Annotated in this window: 14 protein-coding genes; 5 read left to right on the top strand and 9 right to left on the bottom strand. The window is 71.3% G+C overall.

Features of this window, described 5'->3' with window-relative positions:
- Positions 1-165 precede the first annotated feature (165 nt).
- Together ALLO2_RS08295 and ALLO2_RS08290 are read right to left on the bottom strand one after the other, a co-directional pair.
- The gene (locus tag ALLO2_RS08295) at positions 166-735 is read right to left on the bottom strand and encodes a type 1 glutamine amidotransferase domain-containing protein (RefSeq protein WP_011435403.1); all 570 of its coding nucleotides are present in this window, start codon (positions 733-735) and stop codon (positions 166-168) included.
- Between the two features lie 88 nt (positions 736-823).
- Positions 824-1,483: a hypothetical protein gene (locus tag ALLO2_RS08290; RefSeq protein WP_011435402.1), complete on the bottom strand. Its 660-nt coding sequence runs from the start codon at positions 1,481-1,483 to the stop codon at positions 824-826.
- Between the two features lie 242 nt (positions 1,484-1,725).
- On the opposite strand from ALLO2_RS08290, the gene ALLO2_RS08285 reads away from it, so the two are divergent.
- The gene (locus tag ALLO2_RS08285; protein ID WP_011435401.1) at positions 1,726-2,766 is read left to right on the top strand and encodes a nitroreductase family protein; all 1,041 of its coding nucleotides are present in this window, start codon (positions 1,726-1,728) and stop codon (positions 2,764-2,766) included.
- 628 nt (positions 2,767-3,394) lie between these two features.
- Complete coding sequence (locus tag ALLO2_RS08280; RefSeq protein WP_035730943.1) at positions 3,395-5,599, top strand: protein kinase; 2,205 nt, start codon at positions 3,395-3,397, stop codon at positions 5,597-5,599.
- A 687-nt stretch (positions 5,600-6,286) separates the two neighbouring features.
- Here the strand turns inward: ALLO2_RS08280 and ALLO2_RS08275 are convergent.
- The 5 genes from ALLO2_RS08275 to ALLO2_RS08260 form a co-directional block, all read right to left on the bottom strand.
- Complete coding sequence (locus tag ALLO2_RS08275; RefSeq protein ID WP_035730941.1) at positions 6,287-8,842, bottom strand: ATP-binding cassette domain-containing protein; 2,556 nt, start codon at positions 8,840-8,842, stop codon at positions 6,287-6,289.
- A gap of 810 nt (positions 8,843-9,652) precedes the next feature.
- Positions 9,653-10,822 (bottom strand): DUF2993 domain-containing protein, encoded by a 1,170-nt coding sequence (locus tag ALLO2_RS08270; RefSeq protein WP_011435397.1) that lies wholly within the window; start codon positions 10,820-10,822, stop codon positions 9,653-9,655.
- 288 nt (positions 10,823-11,110) lie between these two features.
- Positions 11,111-11,905, bottom strand: coding sequence for an SDR family oxidoreductase (locus ALLO2_RS08265; protein WP_023841014.1), 795 nt, complete (start codon positions 11,903-11,905; stop codon positions 11,111-11,113).
- A 113-nt stretch (positions 11,906-12,018) separates the two neighbouring features.
- Entirely contained in the window at positions 12,019-12,174 is a 156-nt protein-coding gene (locus ALLO2_RS26245) for a hypothetical protein (RefSeq protein ID WP_023841015.1), read from the bottom strand.
- 65 nt (positions 12,175-12,239) lie between these two features.
- Positions 12,240-13,877, bottom strand: a complete 1,638-nt coding sequence (locus tag ALLO2_RS08260) for an FAD-binding oxidoreductase (RefSeq protein ID WP_023841016.1) — start codon at positions 13,875-13,877, stop codon at positions 12,240-12,242.
- 169 nt (positions 13,878-14,046) lie between these two features.
- Here ALLO2_RS08260 and ALLO2_RS08255 point away from each other — a divergent pair, with 169 nt between their 5' ends.
- Positions 14,047-14,673: a TetR/AcrR family transcriptional regulator gene (locus ALLO2_RS08255; RefSeq protein WP_011435394.1), complete on the top strand. Its 627-nt coding sequence runs from the start codon at positions 14,047-14,049 to the stop codon at positions 14,671-14,673.
- Positions 14,670-16,367 (top strand): glycerol-3-phosphate dehydrogenase/oxidase, encoded by a 1,698-nt coding sequence (locus tag ALLO2_RS08250; RefSeq protein WP_035730939.1) that lies wholly within the window; start codon positions 14,670-14,672, stop codon positions 16,365-16,367. The genes ALLO2_RS08255 and ALLO2_RS08250 overlap by 4 nt, the downstream gene beginning before the upstream one ends.
- Positions 16,368-16,406: 39 nt before the next feature.
- Here ALLO2_RS08250 and ALLO2_RS08245 read toward each other — a convergent pair whose 3' ends face one another.
- Both ALLO2_RS08245 and ALLO2_RS08240 read right to left on the bottom strand, forming a co-directional pair.
- Positions 16,407-17,516, bottom strand: a complete 1,110-nt coding sequence (locus tag ALLO2_RS08245) for an acyl-CoA dehydrogenase family protein (protein WP_011435392.1) — start codon at positions 17,514-17,516, stop codon at positions 16,407-16,409.
- Positions 17,517-17,603: 87 nt separating this feature from the next.
- Positions 17,604-18,782: an acyl-CoA dehydrogenase family protein gene (locus ALLO2_RS08240; protein ID WP_011435391.1), complete on the bottom strand. Its 1,179-nt coding sequence runs from the start codon at positions 18,780-18,782 to the stop codon at positions 17,604-17,606.
- Positions 18,783-19,043: 261 nt separating this feature from the next.
- Here ALLO2_RS08240 and ALLO2_RS08235 point away from each other — a divergent pair, with 261 nt between their 5' ends.
- On the top strand, positions 19,044-20,831 hold the full coding sequence (locus tag ALLO2_RS08235) for a glycerol-3-phosphate dehydrogenase/oxidase (protein ID WP_035730938.1): 1,788 nt from the start codon (positions 19,044-19,046) through the stop codon (positions 20,829-20,831).
- Positions 20,832-20,903: the final 72 nt, after the last annotated feature.

Here is a 20,903-nt window from a genome sequence, read left to right as displayed (position 1 = left end):
GTTACGGATGTCCGGCGACGGGATACCCCGCAATGATCCACCTGGTGCGGGGTAGCGACCCACCTGATCCGAGGTAGCGAGCAGCCCGGGCGAAGGAGCCGTTTCCGGCGGTTCCTTCGCATCCACGGTGAACGGCATCCCGAGCTGGGGCGTCCACCGAGGTGATCAGACGCCCACCGAGGTGAGATGCTCCACCAGGGCGCTGTCGAAGGCCGGCAGATCGTCCGGCCTGCGGCTGCTGATCAGCGTGTTCGGCCCGGACCGGCAGATGACGACCTGCTCGTCCACGACCTCGGCCCCGGCGTTGCGCAGATCGGTGCGCAGGCTCGGCCAGCTCGTGATCCGCCGTCCGCGGACCACGTCCGCCTCGATCAGGGTCCACGGAGCGTGGCAGATCGACGCCACCGGGCGGCCGGCGTCGAAGAAGTACCGGACAAACTCGACAACACCCGGCTGCCACCGCAGCTCGTCCGGATTGGCGACTCCGCCGGGCAGCACCAGCGCGTCGAAGTCCGCGGGATCCGCCTCGGCGACCGTGATGTCGACCGGGAAGGTGTCCGCGGGGTTCAGGTGCCGGAACGCCTGCACCCTGCCTCCCTCCGTCGACACCAGCACCGGACTCAGGCCGGCCTGCTCGATGGCCTTCCACGGCTCGGTGAGTTCGACCTGCTCGACGCCCTCCGGCGCCACCAGAAACGCGATCTTGCGTTGAATCCTGTCGTCGTGCGTCGTCATCGACACGTCCTCCTACCTGACTCCTGCCTGCCTATCTGACTCCTGCCTGCCTGCTGCCTCGCCGGTTGGGGTCGGGACCGGACTGGCGTCAGGGCCTGCTCGCCGCCTCCCGCAGGTCGGTGACGTCGTGCTCGAGACGCGCCCGCACCAGCGCGGCGACCAGCCGCGGGAAGTCCTGCCGGCCAACCAGCGCGGCGAGCCTCGCCGGGTCGGTCGGCAGCCCGAGCGCTCCGGCCGTTCTCCGGGTGCGTTCGTCGAGGTAGGGCACCAGCTCGTCCCATCCGGCCTGCGCCTCGCGCAGGAAGATGTCGGCACCGACCGGCCCGATCCCCTTTATCTTCTGTAGCAGCTCTCGCTCCCGGTCCGGGGAGTGCTCGGCGGCATCCCGCAGCCGGCGGACATCACCGTCGTAGGTGTCCATCAGGGAACGGCAGGCCGCCTCCAACATCCGAGAGGTGCTCTCGTCGTAGCGCGCGTACCCGCTGCTGTTCAGCACCCGGGTACGGTCCTCCCAGGTCGCCTCGGCCATGGCGGCGGCGTCGGTCCAGCCGGCGTCCATCAGGGAACGGCAGGCGGCGACCGCGATCGACGTGCGGATCCGCGCGCTCGCGAGCAGGGCAAAGACGATCATCTTGAACATCGCCTCCGCGGTGTCAGCCGGCACGTCGGCGCCGATCTCGTCGGCGTAGGTCCGCCCATGCCGGGCGAGCAGTTCGGCGAGCACCGCTTCTGTGTCGGTTCCAGCCATGCAGTGGGACTNCCCGCGATACCCGCCATCACTCCGCCCCGGCCATGCCGCCCCGGCGGGGCGGTACCCACCCACCACGTCCGCGGCGGTGTCTCGGGCCCGCTACCCGACGCCTCGCTACCCGACGCCCGACTTCCGCCTGCCGGCCGTTGGTCCACCCCCGGCTGTTCCCCTCGGCACATGCCCTCTACCCGGTCGGGAGGGCAGGCTGGGGGTAGACACTTGAGAGAAGGGAGGCTGAGATGTCCACCAAAGCAGCACGGTCCGCGCTGGTTCCCCTGACTCCCGACCTGGCTCGGGAGGTGGTCGCCGCATCCGCCGCAGCGCCGTCCATCCATAACACGCAGCCGTGGCGCTGGCGCCTGGAGGCAGGCCGGCTCACCCTTCTCGCCGACAGCACCCGCCAGCTCAAGGTCGCCGATCCCGAGGGCCGGCAGATGCTGTTGAGCTGCGGAGCGGCGCTGTTCAACGCCCGGCTGGCGCTGCGGGCCCGCGGCGAGGTCCCCGTGGTGGAGCCGCTACCCGACGGCGTTGACGACTTCCGCTCCGCTCCGCTCGCCACCATCTCGGTGATCGGCCATCAGCCTGCCGAGGACGACGAGCGGGCGTTGGCCGATGCCATCCCGCGGCGGCACACCGATCGCCGGCCGTTCGACGACCAGCCGTTGCCGACCGAGGTAATCAGCCGCCTGCGTGCCGCGGCCGAGGCGGAGGGCTGCTGGCTTACCGCGCCGATCGACCCGGAGCTGCGCGTCCAGGTCAGCGTCCTGCTGTCCCGGGCGGACTGGATCGAGGCGCACAACGCGGCCTACCGGGAGGAACTGGCCTCGTGGAGTCGAACGGGGTCCACGTCGGCCGACGGCATCCCGCGCAGCGCAGTCGTCCACACCGACGCCCCGCGCCAGTCCGAGTTTCCGATGCGGGACCTCGACGTGGTCGGCGAGGCGGGGACCGTGCTGGACGAGACGGATGTGGAACGGCCCGGCATCCTGATCATCGGCACCGATACGGACACGACCGCCGACCGGCTGCGCGCCGGGCAGGCGATGCAACGTGTGCTGCTCACCGCCACCTTGCTCGGTCTCGCCTCGTCGCCGATGTCGCAGGCGATCGACGTCGAGGGCATGCGGGAGCAGTTCCGCGGCACCACCAGCGGTCTCGGGCACGTCCAGATGATCCTGCGGGCCGGCTATCCCGAGCCGGGTGCGCAACCGCTCGGCCCCACTCCCCGCCGGGACGTTGACGAGGTCCTGGAGGTCGTCGGGTCGAATGATCGGGCGTAGCACCGTTCGGCTCCGTTCGAGACCGACCGTGCACGGCTGACCACCCATGGCCGGCCGTGCGCGGTCAGCCGTTCACGTTCAGCCGTTCAGCGTCCCTTCCTGACACATTTGGCGAAGGCCGCACAGATACGGGGTTGCGTGGGCCGCCAGCCGCTTTGATCGGGACCAGACCGGGTCGCCGGTGGACCGACCGGCAATCGGAGATGCCGCGAGGTCCGCGACGGCTCGGCCGTGACTCGGGGGGTTCCCGGGGACGCGACGCGGCGTTCCCGGGAGACTCCCCCGCCCGGACCTTGGCCAGCCCCGGTCGGCCCCGGTCAGATCCCGACCGTACCCTGGTCGGCCCCCGGCCGACGAGGTGGCAGGACGTGACCGGAGGACGGAAGCCACGCGGGTGCCGAATGCCTGTCGCTGCATTGACATCGAGGTGGCGGGGGCTATCGGGGCCCCGACGGCCCGGTGCCCGGTCACTCTCGCCTAAGATTTTCCCAGCGGTTGACCGTAATGGTTGATCGGGAAATTCCATGATGGATCAAGAGTCGGTGCGCGTCCACCGGCGGGCCCGCGACCTGCGCGGCGTTCCCGGGCGAGGCCGCGGTCGGCACGCGGCGGGNGGGGGNACAGGTCGATGATGTCATCGGATGCGGGTGTGGCGGCACGATCCGCCCCCCTTGGCCCGGACGACCCCCACGAGCTCGGCTCGTACACGCTGCTGGGCAAACTCGGCCAGGGNGGAATGGGCATGGTCTATCTGGGCCGCTCCGGGAAGGGCCGGCTCGTCGCCATCAAGGTGATCCGGAACGAGGCCGTCGGAAACCCCGAGTTCCGAGCCCGGTTCCGGCTGGAGGCCGAGACCGCCCGGCGAGTCGCCCGGGTCTGCACCGCCGAGGTGCTCGACGCCGATCCGGACGCCGAGTGGCCCTACCTGGTCACCGAGTTCATCGAGGGCGAGACCCTCGCCCGGTACGTCCAGCGCAACGGCCCGCTCGCCGATGCCAACCTCGAACAACTCGCGGTCGGCGTGGCCGCGGCGCTCACCGCCATCCACAGCGCCGGGATCGTGCACCGCGACCTCAAGCCCGCGAACGTCATCCTCTCACCGTTCGGCCCTCGGGTGATCGACTTCGGTATCGCCCGGGCAGTGGACGCCGGCAGCAACCTCACCGGCGATCTCCAGCAGCTCGGGACGCCGGCGTTCATGTCCCCGGAGCAGATCGAGAGCCGGCCGATCACCTCGGCGGTCGACATCTGGGCATGGGGTGGCCTCGTCGCCTTCGCCGCCACCGGGCACTACCCCTTCGGTGAGGCCTCGGCGCAGGTGCTGCTCTACCGCGCCCTACACGAGGAACCGCAACTCGACGACGTCGACCCGGCGCTGCGCCCGATCGTCTGGCACGCGATGCGCAAGGACCCGAGTACCCGCCCGAGCGCCCAGCAGCTCATGCTGCGCCTGCTCGGCGACCCGTCGGGCACCGGCCCGGACGCCGCCGCCGCCGTCAACCCGCAGGACGTCACGAACGTCCTGCAGGGCTGGAAGCTGCCGGTGCCCGGCCCAGGCGCCCCGGCCACAGGCACCCCTGCCACAGGCAGCACCGGGCCCCACGGGGCCGGATTCCCCGCGCCGGCAGCGGCCCCCGTCAGCAGCGGTTACACCGTCGACCAGGACGCCCCGACCCGGCTACCCGCCAGCGCCGGGGGTCCCGGGGGTCCCGGGGGCGGTGGAGCCGATGGCCCCGGCCGGCAGGGCGGCACGGGCAGGAGCAGGAACCGCACCCCGCTGCTCGTCGGTGGAGGTGTCGTGGTCGTCGGCGCGATCCTCGCGGGAGTATTCGCCCTCAGCGCGGGTGGTGACGGCGGCTCCGGGACCGACGCGGCCAATCCGGCCACCGTCTCCGGGGCTCCGGCCACATCGACCCAATCGGCCCAATCGGCGGCCTTCACGCTGCCCAGGGCGGCCCAGCCGCTTGGCAAGGACACCCTCGTCTACGCGTCCAACCGCAACGGCAACTACGACCTGTTCACCGGGCAGGTCACGGACAACGGGCCGCTCGCGAACGACAAGCCGATCGTCACCGGTCCGGACCAGGAGATGCTGCCCGCGATCAGCAGCGATCGCAAGACGATCGTCTACTTCAAGAAGGGCAGCCCGAATACGCTGCAGGCGATCGCCGCCGATGGCTCCGGGAAACCGGTACAGCTGTTCACCTTGGGCCCGGCCGCCAAGCTGACGATCGCGGACGACGCCCGGCCCTCGCTCTCCCCCGACGGCGGCTTCCTGGTCATCCGTTCCACCACGGATCAGACCGGAACGCTGAACCCCGGCCTGTATGTGGTGAAACTGGACGGCTCGAGCGTGCGACGGCTCAACGCGAAGCCACAGGCGACCGACCCCGCCTGGTCGCCGGATGGCGAGCGGATCGCCTACTGGTCGAACAGTACCGGTGGCAACCGCGGCTTCATCGTGGTGATCCCGACCCAACCGGATGCCCAGCCGACCCCGATCACGCAGGATCAGGGTAACGGGGACTCGGACCCGGTCTGGTCCCCGGACAGCAGAAAGATCGCTTTCACCCGAGCGAAGAACGGCGATCTGGAGATCTTCGAGATGAACTCGGACGGCNCCGACGCCCGGCAGCTCACCCGGGTGCGCGGGGACGACCAGGACCCGGCCTACGCGCCGGACGGTCGCATCGCCTTCAGCGGGCAGCGCAATCCCACGAACCCCGATGACCGGCAGCTCTACGTTCTGAATCCGGACGATCTGAACGATGGTGACCGCAAGCTCACCACTACCGGCGGGTTCAACGGCCACGCCCGTTGGAACGCCGGCTGAGCTCCTTGCCCATCCAGCGGGATACATCAGGCACAAAAGCCTCTGGACAGGCAAGGAAGCCGGCGAGAGGAGTCGGTTATGCACAGATCGCGGACGAGCCCGGCAGGATACTCGAACCGTGATCGACGCTGGGGACGTGACCCAGTCCCATGAGAAGGCCGTCGCACTCGCCCGCAGGCAGGCAGGCAGGCAGGCAGGCAGGCATGATCACCCGTCGGCATGCCCGGCAGCTCGGGATGTCGGACCAAGCGATCAACGTTCGTAGACGCAGGCACGGCTGGACCTCCCCGGTGCGGGGCACGTTGCCCGTGCCGCCCGTTCGGGACGAAACCCGAGCCCTGCCCGAGCGGCGCTGTCGATCGTGGCAGGGACGATCTGCGGACGTACCGCGGCCCGACTGCACGGCCTTCCCGCCCTCTCCCGCTGGCGGCCCGACGAACCCGTCGATGTCGTGCTGCCCGGCGAAGGGGGACTTCGTCAGCGTCTGGCGCGATGTCACGACGGGAGCGGCGAGGACGACGAAAGTCGTCCGGATGGCACTTCTCCGAGCCCGCGCGGGTGGCCCTGCCGAAGTGTGAATCCCCGCCGGCCGGCCCGGGAACCCGGGACGGACGCCCGAGGCTCCCGGCTTCCTTGCCTGTCCAGAGGCTTTTGTGCCTGATTTATACCTCTGGATAGGCAAGGGGCCTAGCGGGGTGGGCCGCTGACCGGTGCGGCGGCGGCGCGTTTGACGGTCTTCGGGTCCATCCGGCGAATCAGGAGGGAGGTGATGATCACGAGGAAGACGCCGACGACGAGACCGGCGACGATGTCGGTGAGGTACGCCGAAGCGCTGTGGTCGAAGAAGGGGTCGTCAACGACCTTCGGGTTNACCGGCTTCTGGTTGTCCGGCCGCAGCACGCCGGCCAGGGTGATGCGGTTCAGGTCACCGACCGAGGCCATCGACGCGAAGCCCCAGCGGGCCGGCGCGATGTAGCTGATCTGCTCCAGACCNGGCGTGCCCTTCACCGGCACGATGCCACCGCTGAAGATGAGCTGGGCCATGGTGATCAACACCAGGAGCGGCATGGTCTTGTCCGCGTTGTCGACCATCGCCGAGATCACCAGCCCGAGCATGGCCGACGCAAGCGAGACCACGATCACGGCGATGAGCAGTTCGAGCAGGGCGTTCCCGAGCACGACGCCCCTGTCCGGCGTTCGCCCGGCAAGACCGATCAACGTGAACGGGATCGCCTGGGCGACAGTGATCACGATAAGAACGAGGATCTTCGAACCGACATACGCGGTCCGGGACAGACCGATGGCTCTCTCTCTTCGATAGATCGCCCGTTCCTTGACGATCTCTCTGACCGAGTTCGCCATGCCCATGAAACAGGCACAGAGAACCATGATCAAAAGAACTGTCGGGGCATCCGAGTTCGGCGAGAACTGTTTGGCCTGTTCGGCNGTGANATNAAAGTTCCCGCCGATGGCCCTGGGTATCAGCCCGAGCAGGAACGGGAAAGCGATGATGAGCCGCAGGTATGACTTATCGGATGCGACGACCGCCATTGTTCGTCGGCTCAGCGTCACGAGCTGCGAGATCACCGACTGCTGCCGCAGGGACGGCAGCTCCTCGGGAGCCGGCCGGGCCGACGGAGCGGTGATCGAGGCGGGCACGTAGTAGCGCGAGTTGCGGAACTTGGCTGCCGACTCGGCCCCGGGCGTCGCCTCCAGGGTGAGGAAGACGTCCGGGTAGTCCCGCTTACCGAAGAAGGGCAGCGCGTCCTGCGGCGGACCGAAGTAGGCCACATAGCCGCCGGGAGCGAGGACGAGGATGTAGTCGCACAGATCGAGTTGGGCGACGCTGTGGGTGACCACGATGACCGTCCGGCCGTCGTCCGCGAGCTTGCGCAGCGACTCCATGACGTTCTTGTCCATGCCCGGGTCGAGGCCGGAGGTCGGCTCGTCGAGGTAGAGCAGGGTCGGCCGGGTCAGCAGCTCCAAGGCCACCGAGGTCCGCTTGCGCTGGCCGCCGGACAGCCGGGAGACCTGGGTGTTGGCGTGCTGGGTGAGGCCCAGCTCGGCGAGCACCTCATCGACCCGGGTGCGCCGCTCCGCCTTCGTGACGTCCGGCGGGAAGCGCAGCTCGGCGCCGAACTCGAGCGCCTTGCGGACGGTGAGCGAGGTGTGCAGCAGGTCCTCCTGCGGCACGTAGCCGATCCGGCGCCGCAGTTCGTCGTACTCGGAGTAGAGGTCCCGGCCGGCGTAGCGCACGGTGCCCTTGTCCGCGGGGCGGAAGCCGGTGAGCGCGTTGAGCAGCGTCGACTTGCCCGCCCCGGACGGCCCGACGACGCCCAGCAGCGCCCGGCCGGGCAGCTTGAACGTCATGTCGTGCATGAGCTGCTTCTGACCGGCCCAGACGTTCAGGGCGTCGGCCTCGAAGCTGACGTCACCGGAGTCGATGTACTCGACGAGTTGGTCGCCCTCAAGCTGGAAGACGTGGTGACCGACGGCGATGACGTCGCCCTGGCCGACGGACGCCCGGTTGATCCGACGACCGTTGACGAACACGCCGTTGGCGGAGTCGAGGTCGGCGATCTGCAGGCCGGACCGGCCGATGTAGAGCTCGGCGTGCCGGCGGGAGGCGAGCAGGTCGGTAATGACGATGTCATTGTCGCGGGCACGGCCGATCGACATCGTGCCCGGGCGCAGCCGATAGGTGGTTCGCCGCTCGTGCTCCTGCTCGAGGCTGGTGACGCCACTCACCCGTTCGCCCTGGTCCTGGTCGTCGTAGTCGTGCCCGCGCTGGGACGGATCGGTCGGCCCCTGATGCGAGGTCCCGCGCCCACCTCGCGAGGAGCCCGTGGGCCGTGGCGGAGAGTAACCGGCGGCATTGGGCAGCATCGTCTGCATGTCGTAACCGGGGTCGTACTCCGGCTCGTCCAGCGGCCTGCGGCCTTCCGGCACCTGGGGATGGATGACGACCTCGGGCCCGGTCGGAGTGCCGAGACGAAGCCGCACCTCACCGTGCACCGGGACGGTCTCGGGCATGCGCTGCCCGTCGATCCAGGTGCCGTTGGAACTGATGTCCCGAACAACCCACCCGCTGCCGGTCTGCTCAAGGAGGAGATGGCGACGGGAGACCCGGCTGTCCGCTATGACGTAGTCGGCGGTCCGGGCACGGCCGACGATGAACTGCGCCTCGGCCGGCACGGTGGCCGCACCGGCCTCGGTGACGACTCTCAGGAAGGTCGTCTGCACGTGTTTCCCCCTTCGCGACGGGACGCTGGCCGGGATGTCCCGCCGAACTCCACCTTGTCACTACGTTGTGCGGTGTCACTACGTTGTGCGGTTTTACCAGGTACTGCGGTGCCACCATGGCGTGCCGGGTCACCACGTCGCGCGGCCACTCGGGCCGCCCGATCACGCCGGATGCCCGATCGTAGCGTCGAGGGATGACCTTGATCCACCCCGGGTGACGATTTACCACCAGCTGAACGGCGATCGTTGCCGTCGCGTCGACTTCCGGGCATCTCTCGGGTTCCTGCCGCCTCATGATCGGTCGATTTACCGGTTGCCCTGCTCGAAACCTTCCGGGCTGCGTCACCCTGGGTGATCAGATCGTCTCGGTGACCGTGCCGCGAAAGCTCGGTGACCGTGCCCCGGAAGTGACGACGATGACGCATGTCCCCCGTCCGGCACCCTATGAGAATGACGGCCGACGGTCCCCGACAGTGGCATCTGTCGCCGATCCGACCAGCGACCGCAGGCCTCGGCGGCACCCGGGACGCACGCCACGAAAGCGGACGATCAGCCAACGGACGACCACCAGAAATCGGCTGATGAAACGCCGGGAGGTGCCGCGCGTCGAACGATCGTCGACAGGTCGACGCACTCCGGGAAGGACGTAGTCCGGGAAGAGAGGGGCCACAGGCGGCCTCGACCGGATCCGATCCGGGCCCCGGCCGGGGGGAGTGCGGTCGGTACGGCTCGACCACCGCGCGCGAGGCATTCCGGACCGGCACAACTGTGGCGGAAATCATGTCAGGGCTCAGGGTCGCCACTCAGGACTCAGGACGCCGGGAGCACCACGTCCTCGGCAGTTGCGGTGAGTGAGAGACCGGTCGCGTTCGTGGATGCCTCGACGATGCGGAGGTTGAATGGCAGACCGGAGATCGGGATCGGGATGGACGGCAGGAGTTCTCCGGGGACGCTGAATCCGAGGTTCACAGCTCCGGTGAGCTTCACCTCGCTCGGCACCAGGGTGAGCATGTTGTTCCGGACCTCGAACGTCGTGATCCCACCGACCTGCTGGGTACCCAGCACCGGCACGTTGACGGTGCCAGTCACCTCGATCTTCTTTCCTCCGTCGACCGGCTCCACCTGCACCTGCTGCCCGGCGAGGTAGGCGTTGAGGTCGTTGTAGGTCATGCCCACAGTGGCCCGCACGCGATCGACGGGCACCTGTCCGACATTGTCGGTGATGGCATCACCGAGCGGTACGTGTACACCCTTCAGATTGGCCTTCACCGACGAGATCTTCGGGCCCGGCGTCGGGATGCCCTCGATCTCTACTCCGATGTTGGTGAACTTTCCGAACAGGACCTGGGTAAGGAACGGGAATCCGCCGATGCTCACGCTCTTGACCGTCGGGACAGGATCACCCGGCTTGATGTTCTCGGCTACGCCGGCCTCGACCTGCTTGCGCATCTGATCCTTGGCTATCACCACGCTGACCCGGTCGCCCACGACGAACAGGACGATCAGGGCGACCAGCGCGATGAGCAGTTTCCGGCGCCGGCGACGCGGCTTGGCGGGCACGGCGGGCGTGCCGCCGCTTGGCGCCCCGGCGAATCCCTCCGGGCCTTTNCCNCCCCCGCCGACGGCGCCGGGCAGCCGATCGTGGGGTCCGCCGCCCTCGCGGGCGGTGATGTTCCCCATCCCCATGGTCCCGGGCGTCGCGCCCAGGACCGTGGTGCCGTCGTAGCCACCCTGAGCGCCGGAGCCGGCCCACGGCTCATAACCGGCCGGCGGCTCATAACCGGCAGGCCGGTCGCCCCTCCGGGTCGGCGCGACCGGCCGCGCCGGCCGGAACGAGTCCGCGGGCGGCGGTGGTCCCACCGGGGCGCCCGGACGGGCCGGCCTGTTCTGGTTCGCGGGCCGCGTCCCATCACCGTCCGGAGGCATCCCATGGGTGCTGTCCGTAGGCTGCTGCCCGTCACCGTCACGTCCGTCGTTCACCGGTCCATCTCCTGCCATGCTGCGCCGGAGCACGCCGTCGCCCTGTCGATGTCCGCCTGGCGGTTGTCCTGTGCCTGGCCCTGCCGGATCGTCGCATGCTCCGTGCTTTCCGCACGGCCGCGGGTCCGATCTATCCGTGCGACATCGGTGTCGGATTACCGACTTGACCGACCAGACCGGGCAAACCAGATACCATCGGTCGCCGCCCGGAGCATGATCCGCCAGCCGCCAGCCGCCGCCAGCCGCCAGCCGCCAGCCGCCAGCCGCCAGCCGCCAGCCGCCACCAGCTCACACCTCCAGCGGGAGCTGCGCCACCGGAGTGGCCCGTCTGGCCGGTGCGAGCCGGAAAACGTCGCCCCGCGGGGCGGCGAACGCCTGCCAGAAGTGGTCCGCGACCACCCCCGGACGTAGCGGGCCCGCGGCGTCCACCCTGCCGTCGAGAACCACCGTGCGCAGCCGGACACCCCGCGCGGCCAGCATCGGCCGTACCGCATCGGCGAGGGCGGCGAGGCCTGCCTTGCCGATCGCCAGCGCGAACCGGCCGGCCACCGGCTCGGTGCGCGATCCGGCCGTGGTCAACAGGATGGTCGCGGCCGGCCGGTCCACGAGGAGGTCTGCCGCCACCTGCACCGCGGTGAGCGCGCCCGTGACGTTCACCGCAAGGGTCTGGTTCATCGTCTCGGCCTTCACCGTGAGGGCGCCGCCGCGGATGCTGAGCTTGGCGTTGTAGACGAGCACCGTCAGCCCCCCGACGTCGGCCGCCACCCGCTGGATGGCCGTGGTGAGGGCCGGCTGGTCGGTGACGTCGGCGACGGCGCCGTGCACCGCCAGGCCGTCCTCGGCGAGCTCGTCCCTCACCCGGGTCAGCGTGTCGGCAGACCGGGAGACGACCCCCAGGGCGAACCCCTCCCGGCCGAACCGGCGCAACAGGTCGGAACCGAAGCTCGCCCCCGGTCCCACGACGACGAGGCCGCGGGTCGCCGGGGCGAACTCCGGGTCCCCGGCATGGTCACGATCACGGTCGACGCCACCGCCCGGCCCGCCGGGGTGACCCGGAGCCGGCTCGCACGGTCCGGTGCTCATGGCCTCATCCTGACGGAGACGCTGTCCGGACATCCCGGGGATCGACGCTCCGCCCGGCCTGATCGGGCCGGGCGGAGCCGGTCGGCCGCTCCGAGCCGCCGCGCCCCCGGTCTTCAGGGGTGGGCCCGCTGCTCCCGGGCGGCCTCGACGGCTGCCCGGGCCCGCAGCGGCGCGCAACGGTGGTAGGCCCAGCCCAGGGCCGCACCGACGATGACCGCCGGGATCAGCAGGAAGAGCAGGACAACCACACAGGCGGCAATGGTCTCCACACCCTTGGTCTACCCGGGCTCCCCTCGGGTCGACCCGGGTCGACCCGGTGCGCCCGGTAGTGCCCTCAGGCGACGAGAACCCCGGGGTTGAGGATGCCGGCCGGGTCCAGCGTCCGTTTGACCGCCCGGAGCACCTCGACGCCGAGATCGCCGATCTCGGCGTCGAGCCAGGGCCGGTGCTCCGTTCCGACCGCGTGGTGGTGGGTGATCGTGCCGCCCGTGGCGACGACCGCGTCCGTGGCCGCGGCCTTGGCCGCCCGCCAGCTCCCGATCGGGTCGTCGCCCTCGCCGCAGACGACGGTGAAGTAGAGCGAAGCCCCCGTGGCGTACAGATGAGAAATGTGGCACATGACGACCGGTGCCAGGCCGGCGGCGGCCAGCGTCGTGGTAAGCGCGTCTCGGACGGCCGCGTACAGCCCGGGCAGCGCCGTCCAGAATCCCGCCGTTTCCAGGGTCTCGGCGAAGATGCCCTGGTCCAGCAGCGCGTCGCGCAGGTAGGGCGCCCGGAACCGACCCTGCTCCCAGTCCTGGCCGGCCGCCGCGCCGAGCCGCCTGGCGCCCCCGGCGAGCAGAACAGCGGCGACCGCCGCGGAACGCTGTTCCACCGCGCGATCGTCGCCTTCGTAGCCGGTCACCAGGTAGCAGCCGACGGCGCCGCCCCCGCGCTCGCCGCCCGACCGGGTCGGCCGCGCGAGCCCCGCGACGGTCTCCGTCTCGTCGGACAACCGGCATACCGTCGGCCGCAGGTCGCCGGCGGCGAGTGAACGCAGCAGCCGAGTGCCGGTCGCGAAGTCGGGCACCGACCAGGCCTCGTAGCCGCGCCGGGCCGGCAGCGGCCGGACCCTGACCACGACCTGGGTGATCACCCCGAAGGCGCCCTCGGAGCCGAGTAGCAGCTCCCGCAGGTCCGGTCCAGCAGCCGACGCCGGGGCGCGGCCGAGCTCCCAGCCACCCACCGGCGTGGCCACCCGCAGGCCGACGACCAGTTCGTCGAACCGGCCGTAGCCCCCGGACGCCTGGCCGCTGGACCTGGTCGCCGCGTAGCCACCGATGGTGGCGTACTCCCAGGACTGGGGGACGTGCCCGAGCGTGAGACCGTGCTCGGCCAGCAACGCCTCGGCCCGAGGGCCCCGCAGCCCGGCGCCGAGCTCCGCGGTGCCGGAGTCGGGATCCACCCGGCCGAGCCGGTCCAGCCGGGCGAGGTCGAGGGCGACGACGGCACGGTCGCCACGCTCGGGCGGCGCAAGGCCGCCGACGACCGAGGTACCGCCCCCGAACGGCACGACCACGAGGTGCTCTCTGGTCGCGACCCGCAGCACGCCGAGCACCTCGTCATGATCGGCGGGCCGGATGACCGCGTCGGGCGCGGCGGAGGCGTCCCCGGCCCGCAGGCGCAACAGATCGGTCGTCGAGCGGCCCCGGCAGTGCCGGATGCGCGCGACATCGTCCACCCGGACCTCGCCGTCCCCAACGACCGCCGCGAGCGCGGCCCGGGCCGGATCCGGCAGCCGCGACGCGGGCAGGCGTACCTCGGCGAGCGGGACGGGCGGGCGAGGACGGGCGGGAATGCCGAGCCGAGCCAGCAGCAGGCGGGTGGAATCGGGCAGTGGGTCATGCGCCTCGGCGGGGCCCCAGCCCCACCAGACGGATTCGGCCAGGACGATCTCACAGGCTTTCTCGTGGGCCTCGTCGGTGCTCGTCATCGGCGTGCGTACCGCCTGTCCGATCCGGTGGTGCCTCGGTAGAATCTCCTACGAGACAGTGTGACAGCCAACGTCACATTGTCACAAGGTCTCGTCCTACGATGACACATCCCGCGCGGCGGCGCCGCTCCCCGCGCCCGTGGCGACGGGCGGGAGGAAGGGCTGCCGGATGGCTCTCGCCGGCGAGGAGGCCGTCCTCGACGCGGCCAAGGCGTCCCTGCTGGCGGTCGGGGTCCGGCGGACCACCCTGACCGAGGTAGCGCGCCGCGCCGGAGTGAGCCGAATGACCCTCTATCGACGCTGGCCGGACCTGCGCTCGCTGGTCGGTGATGTGATGACGCGCGAGTGGACCCAGGTTGTGACGGCCGCGTCGGCCATGGCCCAGGCCGGGCCGGACGGCGGGCCTCCGGACGGCGGGCTGGTCGACGATCTCGTCGAGCACATCATCGCGACGGTGGAGGCGTTCCGCACCAACCCGCTCTATCTGCGGATCATCGAGACGGATCCCGAGCTGCTGATCCCGTACCTGATCGAGCGACGTGGCGCCACCCAACAGATGATCCTGGACCTGCTGACGAGCCAGTTCCGCACCGCCGAGGCGAACGGCGCCGTGCGGCCCGAGGACCCGTCGGCGCTGGCCCTCATGGTCCTGCTCGTCGTGCAGTCCTTCGTCCTGTCCGCCGAGGCCCTCGGCTGCGGTGTCCCCGCGGCGACCCGGACCGCCGAACTGCGCCGGCTCCTGCGCGGCTACCTCGCGCCGGAACCGGTCAAGGAGAGCATTGGGGGATCACCATGACGGTTCTGACGCTCCCGCCGACCACGGCGACCTCGTTGAACGCCGGGCGGCGGGAACGGGAGCTGGCCGCCGTCGCGGCTGGCGGCCCGGTGGACCTGCTGGTGATCGGCGGTGGGGTCACCGGGGCTGGGGTGGCCCTGGACGCCGCCTCCCGCGGCCTGTCCGTCGTCCTCGCCGAGGCGCACGATCTCGCCTTCGGCACGAGCCGATGGAGTTCCAAGCTCGTTCACGGCGGGCTGCGTTACCTGGCCACCGGAGATGTGGCGCTGGCGCGGGAGAGCGCCGTCGAGCGCGACATCCTGATGCGGCACACCGCGCCCCATCTCGTGCGGGCGCTGCCCATGCTCACCCCGCTGACCCCGGGAGTACCGCGGTCGAACGCCGCGCTGGTCCAGGCCGGGGTGTGGCTCGGCGACCTGCTGCGCCGCGGCGCGGGCACGCCCCGCGCGGTCCTGCCCGGCCCACGCCGGCTGACCGCCGTGGAGACGCTCGGGGTGGCTCCCGCGCTCCGGGAAGCCGGACTGCGCGGCGGGGTGCTGCACTGGGACGGCCGGCTCGTCGACGACGCCCGTCTCGTAGTCGCGCTGGCCCGGACCGCAGCCGGATTCGGCGCCCGGATCCTGACCCGGCTGCGGGTGACCGGCCTCGACGGCGGCGGCCTCGACGGCGGACCCCGCGGCCCGAGCCGGCACGGTTGTCGTGGGATCGAGGCGACCGCGGTGGACACCCTCACCGGTACCCGGATCACCCTGCGTGCGCGGACGGTGGTCAACGCCACCGGCGTGTGGGCGCCGGCCCTGGCTCCGGGGATCCGGCTGCGGCCGAGCCGCGGCACCCACCTCGTGCTGCGCTCCACCGTCCTGGCCGGGACCCGCGCGGCGCTGTCCCTGCCGATGCCGGGTGAACGGAACCGGTTCGCGCTGGTGCTGCCCCAGGACGACGGCCGCGTCTACGTCGGGTTGACCGACGTGCCGGTCGAGGAGGTCGTCGACGTCCCGGTGCCCGACGAGGACGAGATCGCGCAGCTGCTGGGCATCGTCTCGAACGTGCTGGCCACCCCCATCGACCCGGCGGACCGGCTGGGCGCCTTCGCCGGCCTGCGCCCACTGCTCGACACCGGCACCGACCACACCGGCACCGACCACACCGGCACCGACCACACCGGCACCGACCACACCGTCGTTCCCCACAGCGCCGCCCCCCGTACCAGCGCCGCCCGCACCGCCGATCTCTCCCGACGGCACCTGGTGCGGACCGACCCGGGCGGCCTGGTCACGGTGGTCGGCGGCAAACTGACGACCTATCGACGGATGGCCGCAGACGCGGTGGACGCCGCCGTCGCGGTGGGCGACCTCGACGCCGGCCCCTGCCGTACCCGGCGACTCGGCCTGGTCGGTGCGGCACCTCGATCGGTCCTCGCCACGGTGGCCGCGCCGCGCCGTCTGGTCGAGCGGTACGGGACGGAGGCACCGAGGGTGCTGGCCCTGGCCGACGGCGACCCCGACCTGCTGGCACCCGTCGCCGAGGGGACGCCGGTCACCGGCGCGGAGCTGCTGTTCGCGGTGCGGGACGAAGGCGCGCTCGACCCGGCGGACCTGCTGGATCGCCGGACGCGCATCGGGCTGGCTCCCGCCGACCGCCGGGCGGCCCTGGGCCCGGCCCGGCAGCTGTTCGACCATACGCTGACGCGCTAAGGACCAGCACCGCTGCGAGTGCTGCGGGATCGGGGGCGGTCAGGGCAATGCGTCGACGGTCAGCACCGCGATGCGCTCCAGATGCGCAGGGGTGTCACCAAAAGCAGGAATCTGGCGTTTGGCCCGCTTGTAAAAGAAGTGCGCGTCATGTTCCCAGGTGTAGCCGATCCCCCCGTGGTACTGGATCATCGCCGCGGTGGCGTCCCCGGCGGCCTGGTTGGCCTTGCTCTTCGCCACCGCGAGCGCCAGCTCCGCGTCGGGCAGGGCAGTGTCGAGCGCGTGCGCCGCGTACAGCACCGCATGCTCGGCCATCGTGACAGCGACATGCAGATCGGCGAGATGGTGCGCGAGCGCCTGGAACGAACCGACCGGCCGGCCGAACTGCACCCGATCGATGTCGTGGGCGACGGTCCGGGTCAGCGCGGCCCGCGCGACACCGACGAGGTCCGCGGCCGTGAGCAGGGCGCCACGACGGACCAGGTCCGCGGCGACCGCGGCGTCGGAGGCCGGCAGCCGGGTCGCGGCCGCGTCGGCCAGAGACAGCGAGGCCAGCCGGGTGGTGCCGTCGAAGCCGCGCTGGGTGGTGACCGTCACCCCCGGGCCACGCGGATCGAGCAGATAGAGCCCGACCCCGGCGGGGCCGACGGCGGCGACCACCACGAGCCCGGCGACCTCGAGATACTCGACGCCGGACGCGACACCGCCCAGCCGACCGCCCGCGGTCGCGCGGACCGCGATGCCGGTATGGTCGTATCCCCCGCCCGGGCCCCGCAGCGCCACGGTGGCCACCAGGTCACCGGCGGCGAGGGGGGCGAGCACCGCCGCCGCCTGGTCCGCCGAGCCGGCGAGCCGCACCGCCTCGCCCGCGAGCACGGTCGGCAGCCAGGGCCCCGGGATCACCCCCGCTCCGAACGCCCGCGCGATGATCTGTGCGTCGAGCAACCCGAGCCCGAGACCGTCGAACCGCGCGGGCACGCACACCGCGAGCCAGCCCTGTTCGCCGATCGCCTTCCACAGCTCGGGGGGGTGCCCGTCACCGTCGGGATCGGTGAAGACCGCGCGGACGGCGGTCAGATCGAAGCGGTCGGCCAGGAAGTCCCGGACGGTGGCGGCGAGCGCGCGCTGCTCGTCGGTGAGGGCGAAGAACACGGGCTCGGACCTCCGGAGGCGGGGCGAGGCGGGATCAGCGAGATGAACAGGCCCGGGCACAGGCACAGGCCCGAATCGCGACCATAATCATGATCCGCGTGGCAGGCCGAGGACCCGCTCCGCGACGATCGTGCGCTGTACCTGCGAGGATCCACCCCAGATGGTGACGGAGCGGGTCCAGAAGCTCTCCTGCCGCAGCGTCGTCAGATCGAGGTCCGCGGTGGGGTGGGTGAGCGCCACATCGGCGCCGAGCAGCGCATCAAAGGTCTCGAACAGGTCCTGGTACGTCTCCGACCACTGCAGTTTGGTGATCGACGACTCGGCCCCCAGGTCACGGCCCTGCTCTACCTGGGTGAGGACGTGCATCGAGTGGTAACGCAGGCATTCGAGCTCGACCATGCGCCGGCCCAGCTCCTGGCGCAGCACCGGGTCGGTGTCGCGCCCGAGCGCCCGGGCGACCCGGACGATCTCGTCGTAGCTGCGCCGGAATCCGGTGTACTGGCTGATCCCGGACGCGCCGCGCTCGAACGACAGCAGAAGCATCGCCGTCGCCCAGCCGTTGCCGATCCCGCCCAGGCACTCCGACGCCGCCACCCGCACGTCGGTGAGGAAGACCTCGCCGAACTCGCTGACGCCGCTCATCTGCCGGATCGGCCGGACCTCCACCCCGGGAGCGTGCATGTCGATGAGCAGCAGCGAGATGCCGTGATGGCGCCGGCTGCCGGGCTCGGTCCGGACCAGGGTGAAGATCTTGTCTCCGCGGTTCGCGAACGTCGTCCAGACCTTCTGCCCGTTGACCACGTACTCGTCCCCGTCGAGTACCCCGGACGTACGCAGCGCCGCGAGGTCGGAGCCCGCGCCGGGTTCCGAGAAGCCCTGGCACCAGATCACCTCGTTGCGCAGCATCGGCCCGAGGATGTCGCGCTTCTGCTCGGGCGTCCCGACCGCCATCACCGTCGGCGCGAGGAAGGCCAGGCCCAGCGTGTTGACCGAGCGCGGCGCCCGGGCGAGCTGCGTCTCCTGGTCGTAGATGGCCCTCATCCCCGGGGTNCCNCCCCGGCCGCCGTACTCCACCGGCCAGTCGATCCCGGCGAAGCCCGCGAGCGCCTTGCGCCGCTCCCAGTCCCGCCGCAGGTCGAAGCCCTCGGCCTCCCCCACGCCGGCCCAGAACCCGGGCTCCGTCCAGGCTGCGGGGATGTTCTCGGCGAGCCAGGCCCGCAACTCGGCACGGAACCGTTCCTCGGCCGGCGGGTGGGTCAGGTCCATGCGTTGACCTCCATCTGGTGTTGACCTCCATCTGGTCGCCCATCTGGTCGCCTTACGCGGGATCCCGGGACGGTCGCACTCGCATCCCACCACGCCCCGGCCGGACGTTCACAGACGTTCATGGACGTTCAACGATCCCGCGCCCGGGCGCCGGACACCGGACACCGACAGCCGGCACGATGGGTGGCGAGCCGCCGGAGCGTCCCGGGCGATCACGACGACGGGACGCGAGGACGTTCGCAGGAGAGGAAGCAACTGGCGATGACGCCGACCAGACACGGAACCCCGACCGCCCGACTCGACCAGGTCGGCCGCGCCGAGGCACTGCGCCGGATGGGAGCGGATCCGGTGGATGTGGCCGTGATCGGCGGCGGGGTCACCGGTACGGGGGTGGCGCTGGACGCGGTGACCCGGGGCCTGTCCGTCGCCCTGGTCGAGGCGCGCGACCTCGCCGCCGGCACGTCCAGCCGGTCGAGCAAGCTCATCCACGGCGGGCTGCGGTATCTCGAGCAGCTCAACGCCCCGCTGGTCCGGGAGGCGCTGCGGGAGCGGTCCCTCATGCTGGACACGCTCGCGCCCCATCTGGTCCGGGCCATCCCGTTCCTGCTGCCGTTGACCCGCCACGGTTGGGAACGTGCCTACATCGGCAGTGGTGTGCTGCTCTACGACACCCTCGGGCAGGGGCTGGCCCGCGTCGGGCCGGGCGGCGACGCCACCATGCCCCATCACCGGCACCTGACCCGCAAGGCGGCGCTGCGGGAGTTCCCGTCGCTGCGCCCGGACNCCCTCGTCGGCGCGATCCAGTACTGGGACGGCCAGGTCGACGACGCGCGGCACACCGTGTTCGTCGCGCGGACCGCTGCTCGCTACGGGGCGCTCATCGCGACCAGCGCGCGGGTCACCGGCTTCCTGCGGGAGGGCGACCGGGTCGCCGGCGTGCGGGTGCGTGACCTCGAGTCGGGCGCCGAGATCGAGCTGCGGGCCCGCCAGACGATCAACGCCGCCGGGGTGTGGACCGACGAGATCCAGGCGATGGTAGGCGGGCGTGGCCAGCTGTCGGTCCGAGCCTCCAAGGGAGTGCACATCGTCGTGCCCCGCGACCGCATCCATGGCGTCACCGGCCTGATCCTGCGCACCGAGAAGAGCGTGCTGTTCGTCATCCCGTGGGGCAGCCACTGGATCATCGGCACCACCGACACCGACTGGAGCCTCGACCTCGCCCATCCGGCGGCCAGCAGCGCCGACATCGACTACCTGCTCGACACGGTCAACCGGGTGCTGCGCACGCCGCTCACGGCGGCGGACATCACCGGGGTGTACGCCGGGCTGCGCCCGCTGCTCGCCGGGGAGTCCGAGGACACCTCGCGGCTGTCCCGCGAGCATGCCGTGGTCAGCCCCGTCTCCGGGCTGACGATGGTCGCCGGCGGGAAGTACACGACCTACCGGGTGATGGCCGCCGACGCCGTCGACGCGGCCGTGCACGGCATGAACCGGGCGGTGCCGCCGTCGTGCACCGAGAAGATCCCGCTGCTCGGCGCGGACGGGTTCCCCGCGCTGTGGAACGCCCGGGAGACCCTCGCCCGCCGCGCGGGGCTGCACGTCGGCTGGATCGAGCACCTCCTGCACCGCTACGGCACCCTCACCGAGGAGCTTCTGGACCTCATCGAGACGCGACCGGATCTCGCCCAGCCGCTGCGCGGGGCATCGACCTACCTGGCCGCGGAGGCGGTGTACGCGGCCTCCCACGAGGGGGCGCTGCACCTGGAGGACGTGCTCACCCGGCGGACCCGCGTCTCGATCGAGACCATCGACCGGGGGGTGGAGGCCGCCGAGCACGTGGCCGATCTCATCGCCCCCGTGCTCGGCTGGGACCAGGTGACCCGCGCCCGCGAGGTCGCGCACTACCTCGCCCGGGTGGAGGCCGAACGGGCCTCGCAGCGGCAAGCCGACGACGCGACCGCCGACGCGGCCCGGCTCGGCGCGCCCGACGTGCGCCGGCTGGGCCGGACGGACCACCGCGCCCCGGCGGCGACCGGCGGACCGTCCTGAAGGCTCGGCCAACCCGATCCGCGGCCCCGCCCAGGCGGTTCGGTGCCGCGGTCCGCGCAACGACGTCCACGG

Origin of the sequence: Frankia sp. Allo2 (genome assembly GCF_000733325.1) — a bacterium.
Lineage (GTDB): Bacteria > Actinomycetota > Actinomycetes > Frankiales > Frankiaceae > Frankia > Frankia casuarinae.
Note: the sequence above shows the minus strand (reverse complement) of the source record. Positions and strands in the feature narration are given on the sequence as shown.

Coding starts and splice junctions, on each gene's coding strand:
- ALLO2_RS08250 (WP_035730939.1), top strand. CDS start 14,670: ATGACGGTTCTGACGCTCCCGCCGACCACGGCGACCTCGTTGAACGCC.
- ALLO2_RS08285 (WP_011435401.1), top strand. CDS start 1,726: ATGTCCACCAAAGCAGCACGGTCCGCGCTGGTTCCCCTGACTCCCGAC.
- ALLO2_RS08255 (WP_011435394.1), top strand. CDS start 14,047: ATGGCTCTCGCCGGCGAGGAGGCCGTCCTCGACGCGGCCAAGGCGTCC.
- ALLO2_RS08295 (WP_011435403.1), bottom strand. CDS start 735: ATGACGACGCACGACGACAGGATTCAACGCAAGATCGCGTTTCTGGTG.
- ALLO2_RS08265 (WP_023841014.1), bottom strand. CDS start 11,905: ATGAGCACCGGACCGTGCGAGCCGGCTCCGGGTCACCCCGGCGGGCCG.
- ALLO2_RS08260 (WP_023841016.1), bottom strand. CDS start 13,877: ATGACGAGCACCGACGAGGCCCACGAGAAAGCCTGTGAGATCGTCCTG.
- ALLO2_RS08290 (WP_011435402.1), bottom strand. CDS start 1,483: ATGGCTGGAACCGACACAGAAGCGGTGCTCGCCGAACTGCTCGCCCGG.